This window comes from Brevibacillus sp. RS1.1 (genome assembly GCF_013284365.1).
Classification (GTDB): Bacteria; Bacillota; Bacilli; order Brevibacillales; family Brevibacillaceae; genus Brevibacillus; species Brevibacillus brevis_D.
Window position 1 is genome coordinate 1 of the sequence record NZ_JABSVA010000005.1, and the last position, 15,853, is coordinate 15,853.

The following is a 15,853-nucleotide window of genomic DNA, read 5'->3' on the forward strand; positions in this document are numbered from 1 at the left end:
TGCGCTATCAAGCGCTCCATTTCGTTTCCCAACTACAGATTAGGTAGTGGTGCCGGCGATAGGACTTGAACCCACAACCCCCTGATTACAAGTCAGGTGCTCTACCAATTGAGCTACACCGGCATTTGATTTGTTTTTCGTTGTGTGCGTTTCGTGTGTGTCCCGCTCACGAGATTTAATATAGCACGTATAAATTTTAAATGCAATAGAAAATCTAAAATAATTTCATTCATAATAAAAATCGAATGAAAAAAGAGCAGTGGAATTACTCCCCACCGCTCTTTTCTTCTATAATATTATCCCGCTCGAAAGCCCTCTCCTAAAACTTCCTGAGCAGGGCACAAAATAATGAATGCATCGGGATCCACCGAACGCACCATGATTTTCAGCTTGCTCACTTCACTTTGGCTGACAACTGCCATGAGCACCTTACGCGCGTCTCCAGTATATCCACCTGCACCATCCAGCAAAGTGACACCGCGGTCCAAATCGTACAAGATGGTTTCTCTCAGTGTATCTGTTTCATTCGAAATGATATAAGCGACTTTGGAGGTATTCCAGCCCATCTGAACAATATCAATCGTCTTGCTGGTCACAAACAATGCGATAAGTGCATACAATGCTTTTTCCGGATCGAATACAATCCCTGCAAACAAGATCACTAGTCCATCAAACACAGCTACACATGCACCCAAGCTAATTCCTGAATATTTGTGGAGGATTTGCGTTGCAATTGAAAAACCGCCCGTCGATCCTCTCCCCCGAAACACGATACCAATCCCAAGCCCAACCCCGATTCCTCCATAAATACTTGCAAGCAGAAGATTCGTGGTTAACGGCTGCAGGTGACTGGTCAGCATAACACACAAAGGGAGAACAATGGAGCCAACCGCCGCCTTCATACTGTATTGCCGATCGAGAAATTTGAATCCTAATAGAAACAAAGGAATATTCATTGCCCATTGTACCACCGCTGGAGAAAAACCAAACAAGTTGTGTAAAATCGTCGATAGCCCAGAAACGCCTCCAGAAGCAATTTGGTTTGGATTCAAAAACAGATTGAAGCTAGTTGCCAATACTAGCGATCCAAGAACCAGCATGCCGTATTCGAGTACTTTTCGCTGTGGACTGTTCATCTGGATTGCGGTTCGTCTTTTTCGTGCCACATGGTCCCACTCCTGACATTATCACGTAAGCAAAATCCGCACATACACTACCATGTTTTGGTGGAAAAGAAAACCCCTTTTTCCTCATCCCTCTTATGTAAGATTTACGCATCCCCCAGAAACATGCACACGCAAGCCATGAGCCGGATAAGATACGGAAAGAAAAAGTTGACTGCACACAAAATAAAAAGGATAATTATCATATAGTAATTATTATAATATAAGAACGGGGTGACCTGTAATGGACGATCATATTGTCAGTGTCACACAACAAGTCAAGCATCTAGGAAAAAGATTAACCATCCAAAGAAGAGCCGTACTCCTTCTTATGCTTACTACTCGGAAATTCTATACAGCCAAAGACATTTATCACGCTTTGAAAAACGAGATGCCAAACATCACACTCTCAACCGTTTACACCAGCCTGCGCTTTTTCGTGAAAATGGGTATTTTCAAGGAGCATGTTCACCACGACTCGCCCAATCAATTTGAATGTGTGGTAACGATGGACGACATTCAGTTGCCAGAAGTCATTTGATTCCTATTCCTTTTCCTCAACGCAAAAAAACTCCTGAAATCATCAGGAGTTTTTTGTTTGCTGTCAGCTATTAAAAATCAAAGTTATCTGGGTCTGGACCAACACGGTGATTTTGATTCAGGGAATGAATCATTTCCATGTCTTCTTTCGATAGTTCAAAATCAAATACGGATGCATTCTCGACGATTCGATGCTCTTTGGTCGACTTTGGAATGGTCACGACGCCATTTTGCAAATCCCAGCGTATAATGACTTGGGCAATGGACTTCCCGTGTTTTTCTGCAATTCCTTTTAGTACTGGATTGTCCAATAGCTGACCTTGCATAAGCGGAGACCATGCTTCAAATTGAATCCCTTGCTCCTTGCAGTAGGCACGCAGTTCATCTTGGGACAAGCGCGGATGGAATTCCACTTGGTTGACCATCGGCTTAATTTCAGCGTCTTTAAGCAGCTCTTCTAAATGATGAACGTGGAAATTGCTCACCCCGATCGCTTTTACCAATCCTTTTTTGTACAGCGTCTCCAATGCTCTCCATGCTTCTTTGAACTTTCCTTCTACCGGCCAGTGAATGAGGTACAAGTCCAAGTATTCCAGCCCAAGTTTTTTCAGGCTCGTTTCATATGCTTGCAACGTGGACTCATATCCTAAATCCGCATTCCATACTTTCGAGGTAACAAAAAGATCTTCCCGAGTGAGGCCCGCTTCCTGCAAACCTGCACGGATTCCACGGCCAACACCCTCTTCGTTGTTATAAATAGCGGCTGTGTCGATACTGCGGTAGCCATGCTTGATTGCGTTTTTTACAGCTAGCTCGAGCTCCTGACCTTCCTCTACTTTAAAAACACCCAGACCCATCCAAGGCATTTTTACTCCGTTGTACAGTGTAGTTGTATCTTGCAAATGTTTTGGCATAACTTGTCTCCTCCATCCTTGTACTCTATGTTAGTATGACTGTTTCCAGTCACCTAATGTGCTTCATGTCGTTTGACAAGTGTTATTATGAGATAAACTAACGAAAAGAAAAAGTACGCACTTTTTTGTGTGATAGGCACTAATAAGTACCTATCGTTTAGGAGGAAATCAACAGTGAAAAAGAAGTATAACATATCAGTGGAAGCTACACTTGAGGTCATCGGCGGTAAATGGAAATGCGTTATTTTGTGTCACCTGACTCACGGAAAAAAACGTACAAGTGAGTTGAAACGACTGATGCCAGGTATTACGCAGAAGATGCTGACACAGCAACTTAGAGAGCTTGAAGAGGATGGTATCATCAGCAGGATCATTTACAATCAAGTTCCGCCAAAAGTAGAGTATGAGCTCAGCGAGTACGGCTGGACCTTGAAAAGTATTCTCGATTCGCTCTGCTTATGGGGCGAAAAGCATATCATTAAGGAATACGGCGACAAGTATGCTGTATTGGAAGAAAGCATTTTAAACCAATAATTGAACGGGAGTAGGTGAAGTGGCTTGGGAGCACTCGAAACGTCTGTCTTGCGTAAATTGGGGAGCTCAGACCTGATGCTTTCTCCACTAGGTCTCGGCTGCTGGCAGTTTAGCAATGGACAAGGAATAGTGGGGAAGTTTTGGCCTGTCATTGGACCTGACGATGTTTTAAAAATTGTGCAGACGAGTTTGCATGGGGGCATTAACTGGTTTGATACCGCAGAAGTATACGGCAAAGGTCAATCAGAACAGATGCTGGCAAAAGCCCTTAAAGACGCCGGGACACTAGCTGATTCTGCTCATATTGCGACAAAATGGTGGCCTGTATTTCGCACCGCCAAAAACATGCGGGAAGCCGATCGCGTTTTGCGCGAGCACGGCCTGCGTCTCATCTCCAATCAAGTGAAATACAGCCTACTGGACAGGAGAATCGAACAGAACGGGATTCTGGATACGGCAAAAGAGTTAGGCATTGCCATTATCGCCTATTCTCCGCTTGAGCAAGGGATTCTAAGCGGCAAGTTTCATAAAAATCCAGCCCTTGCTCAGTCCATTACAGGACCCCGAAAATGGACATCACCCTTTCGTTCCACCGGGCTAAAAAAGTCCCAGCCGCTCATCACAGTCTTGGAGGAGCTTGCACGTAAATACGATGCATCCGCTACACAAATTGCCTTGAACTGGTTGATTCACGCTCATGGCGAAACGGTCTTTGCGATTCCAGGCGCGTCCAAGGTCCATCATGCGGAGGAAAATGTCAAAGCTATGCGCTTTTCTTTGACCTCGTCGGAATTGCAAGAGATCGATAAGGTTTCCAAACAAGTTCTGTCCATCAACAATTAAAAAAAGCTGCCGATCTAATTATCGACAGCCAAAATAGCGTAGTCATACACAGCTCTTCCCAGTAATCCCAGTGTGTTCAGAGCAGATTGAGCGGTTACATCTTTGGATAAGGCCGTAATCGAAAAGCAGCGATTGTTCGTATATAGCAAGCCTACATCATGCTGTCTGCCGGTATCCCAGCCGGATTTACACGGCAGTTCCCATCCAGGATAATTGGATTCTTCCTCATTTGGCAATTGGGACGGCAGACCATTACGGACTTGCTGCTTTTTCATAATGGCGATCATCTCTTTGCAGGCACGCTGAGACAGAAAACTGCCCGTTGCCAAATGACCTAGCATACTCGCAACATCCCCAGCGGTTATCTTATTGTTTTCTGTGATATCGAGTGGATAAATCATGAGTTTGCGTGAATAACAGCTTTGGTGCATTCCCAAATCAATCATGGTCTGATCAATCTGATCTTTTCCTACCAAATCAATCAGCATATTTGTCGCCGTATTGTCGCTCTGAATAATCATGAGGGTCACCAAGTCGCGAATCGTGAGCCTCAAGCCTGGGGATAGCGCGTACAAAATCCCCGATCCCCCTACCAGATCCTCTTGGCGTAGAACAAGCTGATCATCCAAACGAAAATGCCCCTGCTCACTTGCCGCGAAAACGGCAGCCATGATCGGCACTTTGATGACGCTCTCCGCAATAAACAGCTCGTCCGGTACATGTTCAAAACGGGTTTCTTTCGCTGAGCCCTGTTCCTCCACAACGACGCCCCAAGTCCCCTCCGCTTGTCCGATAATAGCCGACAACCTTTTTTCCAGCTCCACAGCTTTTCTTCCCTTCTCCCGTTGCTCGTAGTTTTTTGTTGTCCACTGATTATCATACTATTCCGAAAACAAATCAAACAAGAGACCGTACCCGCTTACCATTCGTTTATCCATCCTAAACTTGGAAATAATACGTAAGATAAACCTACGGACAAGGTGAGGCATCATGCAGAACTCCGATAAAATTGGCAGCCGCCAATTTGTCATCCTCGTAACATTCATCACCATAGGAGATTCCATCTTGATCTTACCTTCTGTACCTGCGACTGAAGCGGGTCACGATGGATGGCTATCAGGCTTGATCGGCATGGCCTTGGGGCTAGCCATCGTATACTTGTTTTGTCTAGTTGGTCGCATCTACCCCGAACAAACGCTGATTGAAAAGAACAAGCTCATATTTGGACGTTGGCTCGGGACAGTCTTTTCCATCCTCTTTATGGGGGCCGTGTTAATCAATGGCGCAGTCTATATACGAACAATTGGCGATTTCATGACTACGCACATTATGAAAGCAACACCTATCCAAGCTGTCATGTTTTTACTTGTTGCCTGTGCCATATACGCTGTTCGTTTAGGCCTTGAAGCTTTTGCACGGACCAGCGAAATCTTTTTCCTCTGGTTTGTCCTTACGTTCGTTTCGTTTTTTCTATTGTTAACCCCTCAGTTCCAATTCGTGAACCTTCTCCCCTTCTTGGAAAATGGCATGAAGCCCGTTATAAGAGGAGTATTTTCCGTGACCGCTTTTCCCTTCTCAGAGCTGGTTATTTTCCTCATGATGACTCCACTTCTCGATGCAAAACAAAAGCTCACATCTGCATTTTTGCGAGGAGCGATATACGGTGGCGTTTGTCTGCTTGCCGTCATCTTCTTATCGCTTTTGGTGCTCGGCCCAGAATTGGTTTCCCGTGAGACGTTTCCTAGCTACTCCCTCGCCAAACGAGTCCATGTAGGAGAGTTCTTTCAAAGGCAGGAAGCAATGATGGCTCTCATGTGGTTTGTCTCCATTTATTTCAAAGTCGTACTGTATATGTATGGTTTCTGTGTAGGGATAAAGCAGCTTCTCCATTTAAAGGAGCATCAGTCGCTCACCTTGCCCATTTGCATCTTATTTGTCGCCATCGCGATTATCATCGTTCCAAACCAAGCTTTTTTATACGAAACGTATACGTACTGGCCATTCTTTGATTTAACAATAGGGTTCTTGTATCCGTTGATTCTTCTCGTCGGTTACTGGATACGGAAGCAAATGAACAACAAGCCGGCTACCCTCCAGAAGTAAGGTGTCGGCTTGTTTTATGCTTACAGTAGTTGTTTGATCGCTGCCACTCGCTCTGCATCAACGTATCGGAGAGCCTGTCCTTCCTCTCGTACTGCCGATCCAAAATGAACCTCTTTGACACCCGTACGTTTCACGAGGTCTCCCACGTTAGCTAGTGACAATCCGCTTCCTGCCAAAATCGCGAGCTGTGTGTTCTCTGTCAGCTTGACGAGCTCCCCGATGCAATCAGCGCCCTCGATGGCCGTTCTTTTGCCCCCAGAAGTTAGAATCGTACGAACCTGGGGATATTCCAGGAGAATACGTGCTGCTTCCATTTGATCCACGGCATTATCAAACGCACGGTGGAATGTCACATGTAATGAACCTGATTCACCAAGCACCTGCTCCATCCCCCGCTGATCAAGCCTATTTTCCGGAGTCAGCATGCCAATTACGACACCTGCTGCCCCAAGCTCACGGATAATTCGTACATCCTGCCGCATGACAGAAAGTTCTTCTGCTGTATAGCAAAACGATTGGCTATGCGGTCGCACCATGACGTTTACCGGGATGGAAACCGCCTTGACCACTGCCTCAATCAATCCCCAGCTCGGAGTAATGCCTCCCTCCAAAATTCCCGAGATGAGCTCCAGCCTATCAGCTCCGCCCTGCTCCGCACGTTTTGCATCCTCAACGGAAGTCGCAATCACTTCCACTAGCATGATACTTCGCCTCCATTTTTAGCATTTGTTCAAGACAAAAACTGGTCGTTTCTCCCCAACCACCAGCTGATTGTCGTTTTTAATAGCTTTTGGCGCCAGCGCATGCAGTCGGTCGATGGTTTCCTGATTATCATACTGAATCTGCTCCAAGATCGACGCGATTATAAGCGGCCATACGAATTCAGAGCCATTCAGTACCTTAAGCGAGAAGCTGAGTCTCTCCTTTTTCAAAGCAAAGCCGTATACGCCCATCGCTCCGCCTTTGGCGATTATATTTTCATCCATCAAAAGGGCTGTACAGATGAAGTTGTGACTGGCAATGATCTCGGGACTGCTCGTCATCCAGCCTGTCACTCTCTCTACTGCCTCACGCGTCTTCTGATCCTCGATCAGATCCGGGCACGCGAGCTTTAGATAAGCAATCGCCAGGTTCTTGAGCGGCAACGCAAAAACCGGGAAGCCACAACCGTCGACGCTTAGCTGGACCTGCTCTCTTGGATAATCAGCAAGGCTGGCAAACACCTCCAAGGCCTCTTGTTGCGCTGGATGCTCTGCCTTGTAGTAATCATGAGTGGAATATCCTTGATCCTTTGACAGCGCCAAGTACCCCAAATGCTTTCCCGCACAGTTATGAAAGAGCCTGCGCTTTTCTATGCCTTGGGACAAGCAAGCAAACTTCGGCTCCTCGTTGAGCGGATAAGTCGGGCACGTAAGCAATTCGTTTTCCTGAATGCCGGTCTTTTGTAAAATCGACTCCAAGCGTTCTATATGATAGACTTCTCCACGATGTGAGGCTGCAAAAAGTGCTGCTTCTCCGTTATTCAGTCCGAATTTTTCATCAATTTTACGTTTGGCAATCGGAATGGCTTGAAAGGGCTTAGCTGCGGAGCGCAATAAGGTGATATGATTCACATCTCCTACCCGATAAGCCACCTCTCCTTTTTCATTCACGCCGCACACGATGCCGTTATGTACGTTCTCCAGAATACCACCGCGATATTCTTCTACTAAAGGGACGTCTCTTATCAAAATCACCAACTCCACTCCATGTTGATCGATTATGAAAAAACACTAGCAGTAGCACCTCCATCCGTCAATCTTTTTCCAAGCGATAATCCCCCCACTTTTGCGGTGATTGTTGTATAATGTCTCAAGGCACCCACTTGGGTTCCACAAATAAGAAATCCGTGCATCTGCACGGGAGAGGTTCGCGAACTCCCTCTATAAAAAACTAAGCTGGATAACAGTACCTTTCTTTGGTATTGTTATTGTTTTTTTGCAGGAAAGTTCAAGAACTCTCTTTCTTCCCATTCAATTAAGAGGAGATGGAGAGCAATGATGAAAAAGGAAAAAGCCGTTGTTGTCTTTAGCGGAGGTCAGGACAGCACTACCTGCCTGTTTTGGGCGAAAGAGCAATTCGGCGAAGTAGAAACCCTCACATTTGACTACGGTCAGCGACACAAGCTGGAAATCGAGTGCGCCCAGCAAATTGCCGCAGAACTCGGCGTCAAAAACTCCGTATTGGACATGAGCCTGTTAAACCAGCTCGCGCCCAATGCACTCACCCGCACAGATATCGACATTACCCAGGAAGAAGGCCAATTGCCATCCACGTTCGTCGACGGACGCAACTTGTTGTTCCTTTCCTTTGCGGGCGTTTTCGCCAAGCAACGAGGAGCACGTCACTTGATTACTGGTGTATGCGAAACGGATTTTAGCGGTTATCCCGACTGCCGTGACGCCTTTATCAAATCACTCAACGTGACATTGAATTTGTCGATGGACTATCCGTTTGTGATTCATACGCCGCTCATGTGGCTGAACAAAGCACAGACATGGAAACTGGCGGACGATCTGGGTGCCTTCACCTATATTCGCGAAAATACCCTCACCTGCTATAACGGCATCAAAGGAGATGGCTGCGGCGATTGCCCTGCCTGCCACCTGCGAAAAGCCGGACTGGACACGTATCTTTCTGAGAAAAATCAACCTGGAGAAAAAGCCTGATGAGCGCGAACTTTGATTTTCGTATCGTCGATCGCATGCAGGCCCTGGGTACCCATATTCAAAAATCACAGCTTCGCTACCATAACAAACGCATTTTGGTAAGCAAGGAATTTACTTTTGACGCTGCACATCATCTACACGCTTATGAAGGAAAGTGCAAAAACCTCCACGGCCATACGTACACGGTTGTCTTTGGCATCAGTGGCTTTCCGGACGAGATCGGACTCGTGATCGATTTCGGTGACATCAAGCAAATCTGGAAAGAGCACATCGAAATTTATTTGGATCATCGCTATCTGAATGAAATGCTCCCTCCGATGAATACCACTGCCGAAAACATGGTCGTGTGGATTTTCGAAGAGATGGAAAAGCAATTGCAGTCAGATGCCTACCGCGACCGCTACGACGGCGCTCGGGTGGAGTTCGTTCGCCTGTTCGAGACACCGACCAGCTATGCCGAGGCAAGACGGGAGTGGATGATGGAATGATCCCGGTCTTGGAAATATTCGGCCCTACCATTCAGGGCGAAGGAATGGTTATCGGACAAAAAACGATGTTTGTGCGAACCGCTGGCTGTGACTATCGTTGCAACTGGTGTGACTCCGCTTTTACGTGGGATGGATCTGCCCGTGATGAAATCCGGCAAATGTCGCCCGAGGCTGTCTGGGAGGAGCTCACTCGCTTAGGCGGGGACCGTTTTTCTCATGTCACGATCTCCGGGGGAAATCCTGCGCTTTTGGCTGGCATCGGTGACTTAATCGCCCTTTTGAAGGAGCATGGCATTCGCACAGCAGTCGAAACACAAGGCAGCAAGTGGCAAGCGTGGCTTCCACTGATTGACGATATTACTCTATCTCCTAAGCCGCCTAGTTCCGGGATGCAAACAGATTTTCAAGCGCTTGATCGAATTGTGCACGAGCTCCTGGATCAAAAGCATCCAGGACTTAGTCTGAAAGTGGTTGTTTTCGACGACGCCGATTTTGCCTATGCACGAACCATCCATCAGCGCTTTCCAGGGGTTCCCTTTTACTTGCAGCCAGGAAACAGCGATCTGACTGACGCTGATACGCCTTCGCTTCGGGATAAGCTTTTGGAGAGCTTTGAATGGCTGATCGATCAAGCGATGGCGACAGCTGACATGAATGACGCGAAGGTTCTTCCCCAACTACATGCGCTTGTCTGGGGTAATAAACGAGGCGTTTAAACGATATTTTACTTTCATGAAGAAAAGAGGACTGTACTCATATGGCACACCAACAAGAACGCGATTTATCCTCCCTCACTCTTTTGGGAAATCAAGGGACAACGTACAACTACTCCTATGATCCGAGCGTATTGGAGTCTTTTGACAACAAGCATCCGTACCGCGATTATTTCGTAAAATTCAACTGCCCGGAATTCACCAGCCTGTGCCCGATTACCGGACAACCAGACTTTGCGACGATTTATATCAGCTACATTCCTGATATCAAAATGGTAGAGAGCAAGTCGCTCAAGCTATATTTGTTCAGCTTCCGTAATCACGGTGATTTTCACGAGGATTGCGTCAATGTTATCATGAACGATTTGATCAAGCTGATGGACCCGCGCTATATCGAGGTATGGGGCAAGTTCACTCCGCGCGGCGGCATCTCGATCGATCCGTATTGCAACTACGGGAAACCTGGGACGAAGTACGAGGAGATGGCGAGCCATCGGATGATGAATCATGATATGTATCCAGAAAAAGTGGATAATCGGTAAAGCGAACAGACTATGAAAAAGGAAAACCCTTATTTATTAAGGGTTTTTCTTATTTTTTCTTCGGATTCAAAGTAGTTACTTCCTCAACCAAATCGTAAAAAAGACTTGCTTTTAACCAATCAGGTGTTGTGTAAAAGAATGGTCCCTCCGCAGTATGATCATAAGTTTTCTGTGTGGTTATTTTCAAATCCGCAAATATAATGTCGGTCTGACTCGGTATCGTGTTCCTCCTTTATGGTAACGATACATTTTAGCTGATTGATAAATAGGAGGAGATTCACACGACTGAGAAACATCGCATGTCCGTTAATGGCCTGCCTCCGAATGCGCATATTTCATTTCGTGAAAATGTGACGCAACCCGAACTACGTCAGGCCGCTGAGCGCTCTATTGCCACACTCATCGCAAGCTTCGAAAAGAAAATTGAACAAACCCTTGCCACTGATACATCGAAGTCGAAAGTACAGACAAGGGTCTATGCACAAGGTGATCCATCTAACCTACAGTCTATAGACCTGAACATTCCTGATACTGCCCACATTCGGACGCTGGCTATTGTCCCCCCTTTTGATTTCACATGGAGCTGGTTTCTCCCAGATGGAAGTCCTCCCACTTTCCAGAATCTCAATAACGAAACAGGTGAAGTCGGTTTAATCGCCAGATCAGGAGCTGTATCAGGAGAAGGTGGAATAGGTGCCCCAGGCTTCATAGCGGCACATGCGGGTTTTGGCATAATGCTCTCCACAGATCGCGAAGTGTCCGCAACTGGATACGCCTCTCGACGTTTTGTGCCCAAGTGGCACCTGTCTAGCATTGAATCTGCGGATAGTGTTATGGTTGAGGCAGGCACAGAGCTGACCGTACTGAAGGACGGGCAACTGGTCAACAGTGCGAGTGGGAAACTGTTCAGCGAAAGTGTACATGGAAACGGTGGCGGTCACTACGAATCATCCGGTTACGTTGATGTGACCAATCCACCAAGCCTCAGCTTCGCAATGTCTCCCGGGCACCAGTACACCTTTAACGTTGGCATTTGGGTATTCTCGAATAAATCGGGGAGCCAACACGCTTTTGCGGAATCATGGTTAAGTGGAGCAGTGCTCTCGATGAGCGTCGTACGATGAGTACACCAGAACCCTTATTGTAAATAAGGGTTTTTTCCTTTTCTAATTGGAAATCAAGATCATGATCGTTGGTGAGATTCTACTCCTTCTGCTACGTTTTAGTGCGGAAGGAGGTGATTACCATGACCAAGCAACTGTATTTCTATGCAAGTTTCGAAGATGCAGCGCGACTCAATCGGGAGTTGATTCAGCTCGGCTACAGGAATTACTATCTGGAGCCACATGAACATCTGGTTGCTTTTGTTTTTGAACCAGTGACCGAAGTGAGTCAAGCGATCTTGAGACACTTGTTTCATGCAGATGGTCCATCGCACCTAGACAACTAGCTTTGCAGTACTGGTGCTCCTCATTTGAGGGGCATCGGTACCTCCATTTACACTGTCGTTCATCTTGTGTTCATGTTCAACGATTACACTTACAAGCGTAGTCAGAAGAAATGAACAGGAGATGATCTTACGTGTTAGTAGCAGCTGTGATTTTTATAAATCTTGCTCTCATTGCCTATACGATTGGGGTATGGAGCGAAAAACGTTCAGGAGAGCTAAAGTTAAAACACCTTATCTTTTTTGGTCTTGGCTTAGCATTCGATACGATCGGAACTACGTTTATGAAACTACTTGCTGAGAACTCCAGTTTAAATTTGCATGGCATTACTGGGTTGATCGCTCTGATCTTGATGTTTTTCCATACCGTGTGGGCCTGTGTCGTCCTTTGGAAAAAGAAAGAACATCAAATCAAGCAGTTCCATAAATTTAGCTTGATCGTATGGATTTTATGGCTTGTACCTTATTCCATTGGCGTCGCTTTAAGCTTTATGAAATAAGAATGCTCTCCATTACGCTCCGCACGCGGACAGTCTACCTTTACCTCAACCCTCTCAACCGATGAGAGGGTCTTTTGCTTTTCTCGTGGCTGTTCAACCCATCGTCAACTTTGCCTACCATTCGACAATATCTCTTAAAGTAATCAGAATGATAATTGTATAAGATGTAATAAATTGGCATTTTCAGAATTATACTGAACCATTTCGGAAAGGTTGATGCCCATGTTTAAAAAAGCACTTATAATCCTGTCATTAAGTTCAGTCGTCGTAGTACCCTCTCTTGCCACACAAGTCCAAGGGGCGGCGCTCGCTCCACAGGAAAAAGCAGCCACGTATGGTGAAGAATTCTGGGTGTCGCTTACCTCACCTATTCCAGCCGGATGGGTTATCGTTAGAACGTTAGGAACGCAGAACCTGATCAGGAATGTGAACGGTGCTTCTTATGGCACGGAGGTAGAGGTGCTGCTAGCTTCGCCTATCCCCAGCGGATGGGTCATGGTTCGAGCCTTTAGAGGATCGAATGTCATCAAGAATGTGAACGGTGCTTCTTATGGTACGGAGATAGAGGTGATGCTCGCCTCGCCTATTCCAGTCGGATGGGTCATGGTTCGAGCATTTGGAGGATCGAATGTGATCAGAAATGTCAATGGTGCTCCTAACGGAACGCAGATTGAGGTAATGCAAGCCTCGCCTGTTCCTGAAGGATGGATCATTGTCAGTTCAGGTGGAAATTCGAAAGTAATCAGGAAAATTGGCTAAAACAAAGCGCACATGGCAGGTATCTAGTCCACAGGCTGACGTCGAAATGCAATCGGCATCAGCTTGCGGGCTTTTCTTAATAACTTTCCATCCATGGTGGAATATATAAGGGAAGCAACCGTCCTAAGGAGGCAAATGATGAGTACATTTTACGAGAAATACGGTGGGGAGGATACGGTCGCAAAAGTAGTAGACTACTTTTATGATTTAGTTTTAGCTGATGACACCGTGAATCACTTTTTCAAAAACACGGATATGGAAAAACAACGTAGACACCAAACTAAGTTCATCAGCTATGCCCTCGGTGGTCCGAATCAATACACTGGACAGTCCATGGCAAAGGTTCACGAAGGGATGAATCTGCAACCCATTCATTTTGATGCCATCGTTAAGCATTTGCGTGATGCCTTAGCTCACTTTGGTGTCAGCGAAGAGGATATTGCCGATGCTCTCGGCAAAGTAGGATCACTCCGGGATGATATTTTGTATAAATAACCGAGTTATCAAAACGCCTGATGCAATGGTTCAGGACCCCCTTCGGTTCCCGGACCAGTTCCTCTCAGTGGCCCTCGTTTTCGAGTGGCTATTTTCACTTTTTTCTTACACATTTTGTAAAACTCTTAGCAACTCTATATAATAAGAGCAATATTTCAACAATGGAGGCTGATTCGCAAATGAAAGATCAATATGTTGTTGGTTGGGGTACGTTGGCCCTCATCAACGCTGGACTCGCTCAAGGAAAAAATCGTAGCGGTCTTAATTGGTTTTTTCTCTCTTTATTCCTCGGCCCTATCGCAACGCTAATCATTGTATTCTGGGAAAAATTGCCCGAGCAGAAGGACTTGTCACAGTAAGGCATGTTGATAAGGAGGCACGCATGATGCAAATCCGAAATATACAAGAGCAAGACTACCTCAAAGTTATTACCGTCCTTAACGATTGGTGGGGTGGGCGACAAATGTCTGATATGTTACCCAAGCTGTTTTTTATCCATTTCCAGTCAACGAGCTTTATTGTTGAAGAGAAGGGAGAAGTCATCGCGTTCCTCATCGGCTTCTTGTCCCAGACGTTGCCTGGCGAAGCTTATATTCACTTCGTCGGGGTACATCCGGACAAGCGAAAAGATGGCTGGGGACGCGAATTATACCATCATTTCTTTCAAACCGTAGAACAAAAAGGATGTAATACGATTCGATGCATTACCTCCCCTGTTAATAAAGGCTCAATCTCCTTCCACACGAAGCTAGGTTTTGTCGTTGAAAAAGGAGATAAGAGCGTGGATGGGATCGATGTGACTTCTAATTATGATGGAAAAGGAAATGACCGGGTTACTTTTGTTAAAAAGCTCTAATGTTATGACCACTCGTCATTATCGTTTAAAATATCCAAAAAAGTAGGTCGTTCACATGCTGAAAGCATTTGGATTTGGCGCTGTTTCACAAGCTTCTCTTTTTCATTAATGTAACCCAAAAGCACCGTTTCACGTACTAATCAGTAGCCACACTAAAGTAAATCTTTCACGGGGAAGGATGCGGTCTGATTTGAAAAGCGCAAAAGAAATATGGGGCTGGACCAAAACATTGGGCATCTCCCTTTCACTCGCAATGCTGGTTAACGTATTTGTCCTCCAACCTTTTAAAGTGAATGGACAATCGATGGAGCCCACTTTGCAAAACGACGAACGCATCTATGTGTCGAAATTGTCCCACACATTCTCTTATCTCCCTGAGTACAACGATATTGTCGTGATCGACAGCCGTGTAAACCGAGATCGTACGTTAAAAGATGACATCCTTGAAAATCCTCTACTCATGCTTGCCATGGGGAAAAGCGAAGCCAAAACATTCTGGGTAAAACGAGTCATCGGAAAACCTGGCGATACGTTGGAGTTTAGAAACGAGAGCCTGTATCGGAATGGACAGCCATTAAACGAGCCGTACATAAAAGAAAAAATGGTCGACTTACCTGACGCCAAAATCGTCATACCAGAAAACCATGTGTTTGTGATGGGGGACAATCGTAACAATAGCGATGATAGTAGAGTCATTGGCGTGATTCCACTCGATCATATCATGGGAAAAAAACTGTTTTAATCAGACGTGAGAGAGCCTTTTCCACTGAGGAGGGCTCTCTTTCCTTTTCCCAATAGACGAATGCCCGTTTCGAAACGGCTGACAAACGCATCTACTAGTGATAAATGCATGCAAAGGGGCGTTTCTTGATGAGCTCTCAGCACTCTCATTCATTACGCTTTATTCGATTTGCAGATCGACCCGGGCATTTTCATGGGTATGACACACTGACGAGCATTTCGGATCGTCATCGTCACCGAATCCGTGGCAGAACATCGCCCCCAGAAGGAATGAGAGATCGACACGTCCATTACTATGAAGGTACCACTACTTTTAATGATGGACATGTGCATCACTACAGGGGCTGGACGGGTCCGCCTATCCCATTGCCAGATGGAAGCCATTACCACGAGTTTTCTGGGCAAACCACTTATGATGACGGGCACACTCATTACTACCGGGGTGTAACCAGCGAGGCCCTATCTTAAAAGAAAAAAGCTGTCCCTCTCCGGAACAGCCTCCCTTCC

22 protein-coding genes, 1 tRNA gene and 1 riboswitch are annotated in these 15,853 nt (G+C 46.0%); of the genes, 17 read left to right on the forward strand and 6 right to left on the reverse strand.

Translation table 11 applies throughout. The features are described 5' to 3' along the window. Positions 1-47: 47 nt before the first annotated feature. Positions 48-123 (reverse strand) — tRNA-Thr (locus HP570_RS17105). Positions 124-296: 173 nt separating this feature from the next. Beyond that, a complete protein-coding gene (locus HP570_RS17110) occupies positions 297-1,166 on the reverse strand; it encodes a YitT family protein (protein ID WP_015892813.1) in 870 nt (289 codons plus the stop codon). Positions 1,167-1,407: 241 nt separating this feature from the next. Between HP570_RS17110 and HP570_RS17115 the strand changes: the two genes are divergently transcribed. Further along, a complete protein-coding gene (locus HP570_RS17115; RefSeq protein ID WP_064203129.1) occupies positions 1,408-1,704 on the forward strand; it encodes a Fur family transcriptional regulator in 297 nt (98 codons plus the stop codon). A 70-nt stretch (positions 1,705-1,774) separates the two neighbouring features. On the opposite strand, the gene HP570_RS17120 is transcribed toward HP570_RS17115, so the two are convergent. Continuing rightward, the gene (locus HP570_RS17120; protein ID WP_173626515.1) at positions 1,775-2,617 is read right to left on the reverse strand and encodes an aldo/keto reductase; all 843 of its coding nucleotides are present in this window, start codon (positions 2,615-2,617) and stop codon (positions 1,775-1,777) included. 174 nt (positions 2,618-2,791) lie between these two features. Here HP570_RS17120 and HP570_RS17125 point away from each other — a divergent pair, with 174 nt between their 5' ends. After that, positions 2,792-3,151, forward strand: a complete 360-nt coding sequence (locus tag HP570_RS17125) for a winged helix-turn-helix transcriptional regulator (protein WP_016741407.1) — start codon at positions 2,792-2,794, stop codon at positions 3,149-3,151. A 75-nt stretch (positions 3,152-3,226) separates the two neighbouring features. Then, positions 3,227-3,994 (forward strand): aldo/keto reductase, encoded by a 768-nt coding sequence (locus HP570_RS17130; RefSeq protein ID WP_173626806.1) that lies wholly within the window; start codon positions 3,227-3,229, stop codon positions 3,992-3,994. Between the two features lie 14 nt (positions 3,995-4,008). Here HP570_RS17130 and HP570_RS17135 read toward each other — a convergent pair whose 3' ends face one another. Then, positions 4,009-4,818 (reverse strand): serine hydrolase, encoded by an 810-nt coding sequence (locus tag HP570_RS17135; RefSeq protein ID WP_173626516.1) that lies wholly within the window; start codon positions 4,816-4,818, stop codon positions 4,009-4,011. A gap of 166 nt (positions 4,819-4,984) precedes the next feature. On the opposite strand from HP570_RS17135, the gene HP570_RS17140 reads away from it, so the two are divergent. Next, a complete protein-coding gene (locus HP570_RS17140; RefSeq protein WP_015892819.1) occupies positions 4,985-6,097 on the forward strand; it encodes a GerAB/ArcD/ProY family transporter in 1,113 nt (370 codons plus the stop codon). A 20-nt stretch (positions 6,098-6,117) separates the two neighbouring features. Here the strand turns inward: HP570_RS17140 and HP570_RS17145 are convergent, their stop codons facing one another. Both HP570_RS17145 and HP570_RS17150 read right to left on the reverse strand, forming a co-directional pair. Further along, positions 6,118-6,798 (reverse strand): copper homeostasis protein CutC, encoded by a 681-nt coding sequence (locus HP570_RS17145; RefSeq protein WP_173626517.1) that lies wholly within the window; start codon positions 6,796-6,798, stop codon positions 6,118-6,120. A gap of 18 nt (positions 6,799-6,816) precedes the next feature. Beyond that, complete coding sequence (locus tag HP570_RS17150) at positions 6,817-7,842, reverse strand: asparaginase (protein ID WP_173626518.1); 1,026 nt, start codon at positions 7,840-7,842, stop codon at positions 6,817-6,819. A gap of 153 nt (positions 7,843-7,995) precedes the next feature. After that, positions 7,996-8,039: riboswitch (PreQ1 riboswitch) on the forward strand. A gap of 97 nt (positions 8,040-8,136) precedes the next feature. Here HP570_RS17150 and queC point away from each other — a divergent pair. From queC to HP570_RS17215, 13 genes are all read left to right on the forward strand, one after another. Continuing rightward, positions 8,137-8,805, forward strand: a complete 669-nt coding sequence (queC, locus tag HP570_RS17155) for a 7-cyano-7-deazaguanine synthase QueC (protein WP_087349349.1) — start codon at positions 8,137-8,139, stop codon at positions 8,803-8,805. After that, a complete protein-coding gene (queD, locus tag HP570_RS17160) occupies positions 8,805-9,293 on the forward strand; it encodes a 6-carboxytetrahydropterin synthase QueD (RefSeq protein ID WP_173626519.1) in 489 nt (162 codons plus the stop codon). The genes queC and queD overlap by 1 nt, the downstream gene beginning before the upstream one ends. Beyond that, positions 9,290-10,009 carry a 7-carboxy-7-deazaguanine synthase QueE gene (gene queE / locus HP570_RS17165; protein ID WP_173626520.1) on the forward strand — a complete coding sequence of 240 codons (720 nt, stop codon included), beginning with the start codon at positions 9,290-9,292 and terminating at the stop codon, positions 10,007-10,009. The genes queD and queE overlap by 4 nt, the downstream gene beginning before the upstream one ends. A 41-nt stretch (positions 10,010-10,050) precedes the next feature. Further along, complete coding sequence (gene queF / locus HP570_RS17170; RefSeq protein WP_007729714.1) at positions 10,051-10,548, forward strand: preQ(1) synthase; 498 nt, start codon at positions 10,051-10,053, stop codon at positions 10,546-10,548. A gap of 299 nt (positions 10,549-10,847) precedes the next feature. Then, positions 10,848-11,672, forward strand: a complete 825-nt coding sequence (locus HP570_RS17175) for a hypothetical protein (protein ID WP_173626521.1) — start codon at positions 10,848-10,850, stop codon at positions 11,670-11,672. 122 nt (positions 11,673-11,794) lie between these two features. Then, positions 11,795-11,998, forward strand: a complete 204-nt coding sequence (locus tag HP570_RS17180; protein ID WP_041749594.1) for a hypothetical protein — start codon at positions 11,795-11,797, stop codon at positions 11,996-11,998. A 131-nt stretch (positions 11,999-12,129) separates the two neighbouring features. Next, positions 12,130-12,495: an HsmA family protein gene (locus HP570_RS17185; RefSeq protein ID WP_015892826.1), complete on the forward strand. Its 366-nt coding sequence runs from the start codon at positions 12,130-12,132 to the stop codon at positions 12,493-12,495. 222 nt (positions 12,496-12,717) lie between these two features. Then, positions 12,718-13,254: a hypothetical protein gene (locus HP570_RS17190; protein WP_064203121.1), complete on the forward strand. Its 537-nt coding sequence runs from the start codon at positions 12,718-12,720 to the stop codon at positions 13,252-13,254. 138 nt (positions 13,255-13,392) lie between these two features. Next, positions 13,393-13,749, forward strand: a complete 357-nt coding sequence (locus HP570_RS17195) for a group I truncated hemoglobin (RefSeq protein WP_173626522.1) — start codon at positions 13,393-13,395, stop codon at positions 13,747-13,749. A gap of 179 nt (positions 13,750-13,928) precedes the next feature. Next, on the forward strand, positions 13,929-14,108 hold the full coding sequence (locus tag HP570_RS17200) for a hypothetical protein (RefSeq protein WP_142497237.1): 180 nt from the start codon (positions 13,929-13,931) through the stop codon (positions 14,106-14,108). A gap of 26 nt (positions 14,109-14,134) precedes the next feature. Next, complete coding sequence (locus HP570_RS17205; protein WP_015892830.1) at positions 14,135-14,605, forward strand: GNAT family N-acetyltransferase; 471 nt, start codon at positions 14,135-14,137, stop codon at positions 14,603-14,605. A 178-nt stretch (positions 14,606-14,783) separates the two neighbouring features. Continuing rightward, complete coding sequence (gene lepB, locus HP570_RS17210) at positions 14,784-15,347, forward strand: signal peptidase I (protein WP_173626523.1); 564 nt, start codon at positions 14,784-14,786, stop codon at positions 15,345-15,347. 128 nt (positions 15,348-15,475) lie between these two features. After that, positions 15,476-15,814 (forward strand): YmaF family protein, encoded by a 339-nt coding sequence (locus tag HP570_RS17215; RefSeq protein ID WP_015892832.1) that lies wholly within the window; start codon positions 15,476-15,478, stop codon positions 15,812-15,814. The last annotated feature ends 39 nt before the right edge of the window (positions 15,815-15,853 follow it).

Bases quoted from the DNA above. Each gene is read 5' to 3' on its own strand.
- HP570_RS17145 (WP_173626517.1), bottom strand. From the start codon at position 6,798: ATGCTAGTGGAAGTGATTGCGACTTCCGTTGAGGATGCAAAACGTGCG.
- HP570_RS17195 (WP_173626522.1), top strand. From the start codon at position 13,393: ATGAGTACATTTTACGAGAAATACGGTGGGGAGGATACGGTCGCAAAA.
- queE (WP_173626520.1), top strand. From the start codon at position 9,290: ATGATCCCGGTCTTGGAAATATTCGGCCCTACCATTCAGGGCGAAGGA.
- lepB (WP_173626523.1), top strand. From the start codon at position 14,784: ATGCGGTCTGATTTGAAAAGCGCAAAAGAAATATGGGGCTGGACCAAA.
- HP570_RS17205 (WP_015892830.1), top strand. From the start codon at position 14,135: ATGCAAATCCGAAATATACAAGAGCAAGACTACCTCAAAGTTATTACC.
- HP570_RS17140 (WP_015892819.1), top strand. From the start codon at position 4,985: ATGCAGAACTCCGATAAAATTGGCAGCCGCCAATTTGTCATCCTCGTA.
- HP570_RS17115 (WP_064203129.1), top strand. From the start codon at position 1,408: ATGGACGATCATATTGTCAGTGTCACACAACAAGTCAAGCATCTAGGA.
- HP570_RS17120 (WP_173626515.1), bottom strand. From the start codon at position 2,617: ATGCCAAAACATTTGCAAGATACAACTACACTGTACAACGGAGTAAAA.
- queC (WP_087349349.1), top strand. From the start codon at position 8,137: ATGAAAAAGGAAAAAGCCGTTGTTGTCTTTAGCGGAGGTCAGGACAGC.
- queD (WP_173626519.1), top strand. From the start codon at position 8,805: ATGAGCGCGAACTTTGATTTTCGTATCGTCGATCGCATGCAGGCCCTG.
- HP570_RS17130 (WP_173626806.1), top strand. From the start codon at position 3,227: ATGCTTTCTCCACTAGGTCTCGGCTGCTGGCAGTTTAGCAATGGACAA.
- HP570_RS17215 (WP_015892832.1), top strand. From the start codon at position 15,476: ATGAGCTCTCAGCACTCTCATTCATTACGCTTTATTCGATTTGCAGAT.
- HP570_RS17180 (WP_041749594.1), top strand. From the start codon at position 11,795: ATGACCAAGCAACTGTATTTCTATGCAAGTTTCGAAGATGCAGCGCGA.
- HP570_RS17200 (WP_142497237.1), top strand. From the start codon at position 13,929: ATGAAAGATCAATATGTTGTTGGTTGGGGTACGTTGGCCCTCATCAAC.
- HP570_RS17190 (WP_064203121.1), top strand. From the start codon at position 12,718: ATGTTTAAAAAAGCACTTATAATCCTGTCATTAAGTTCAGTCGTCGTA.
- HP570_RS17175 (WP_173626521.1), top strand. From the start codon at position 10,848: ATGTCCGTTAATGGCCTGCCTCCGAATGCGCATATTTCATTTCGTGAA.
- queF (WP_007729714.1), top strand. From the start codon at position 10,051: ATGGCACACCAACAAGAACGCGATTTATCCTCCCTCACTCTTTTGGGA.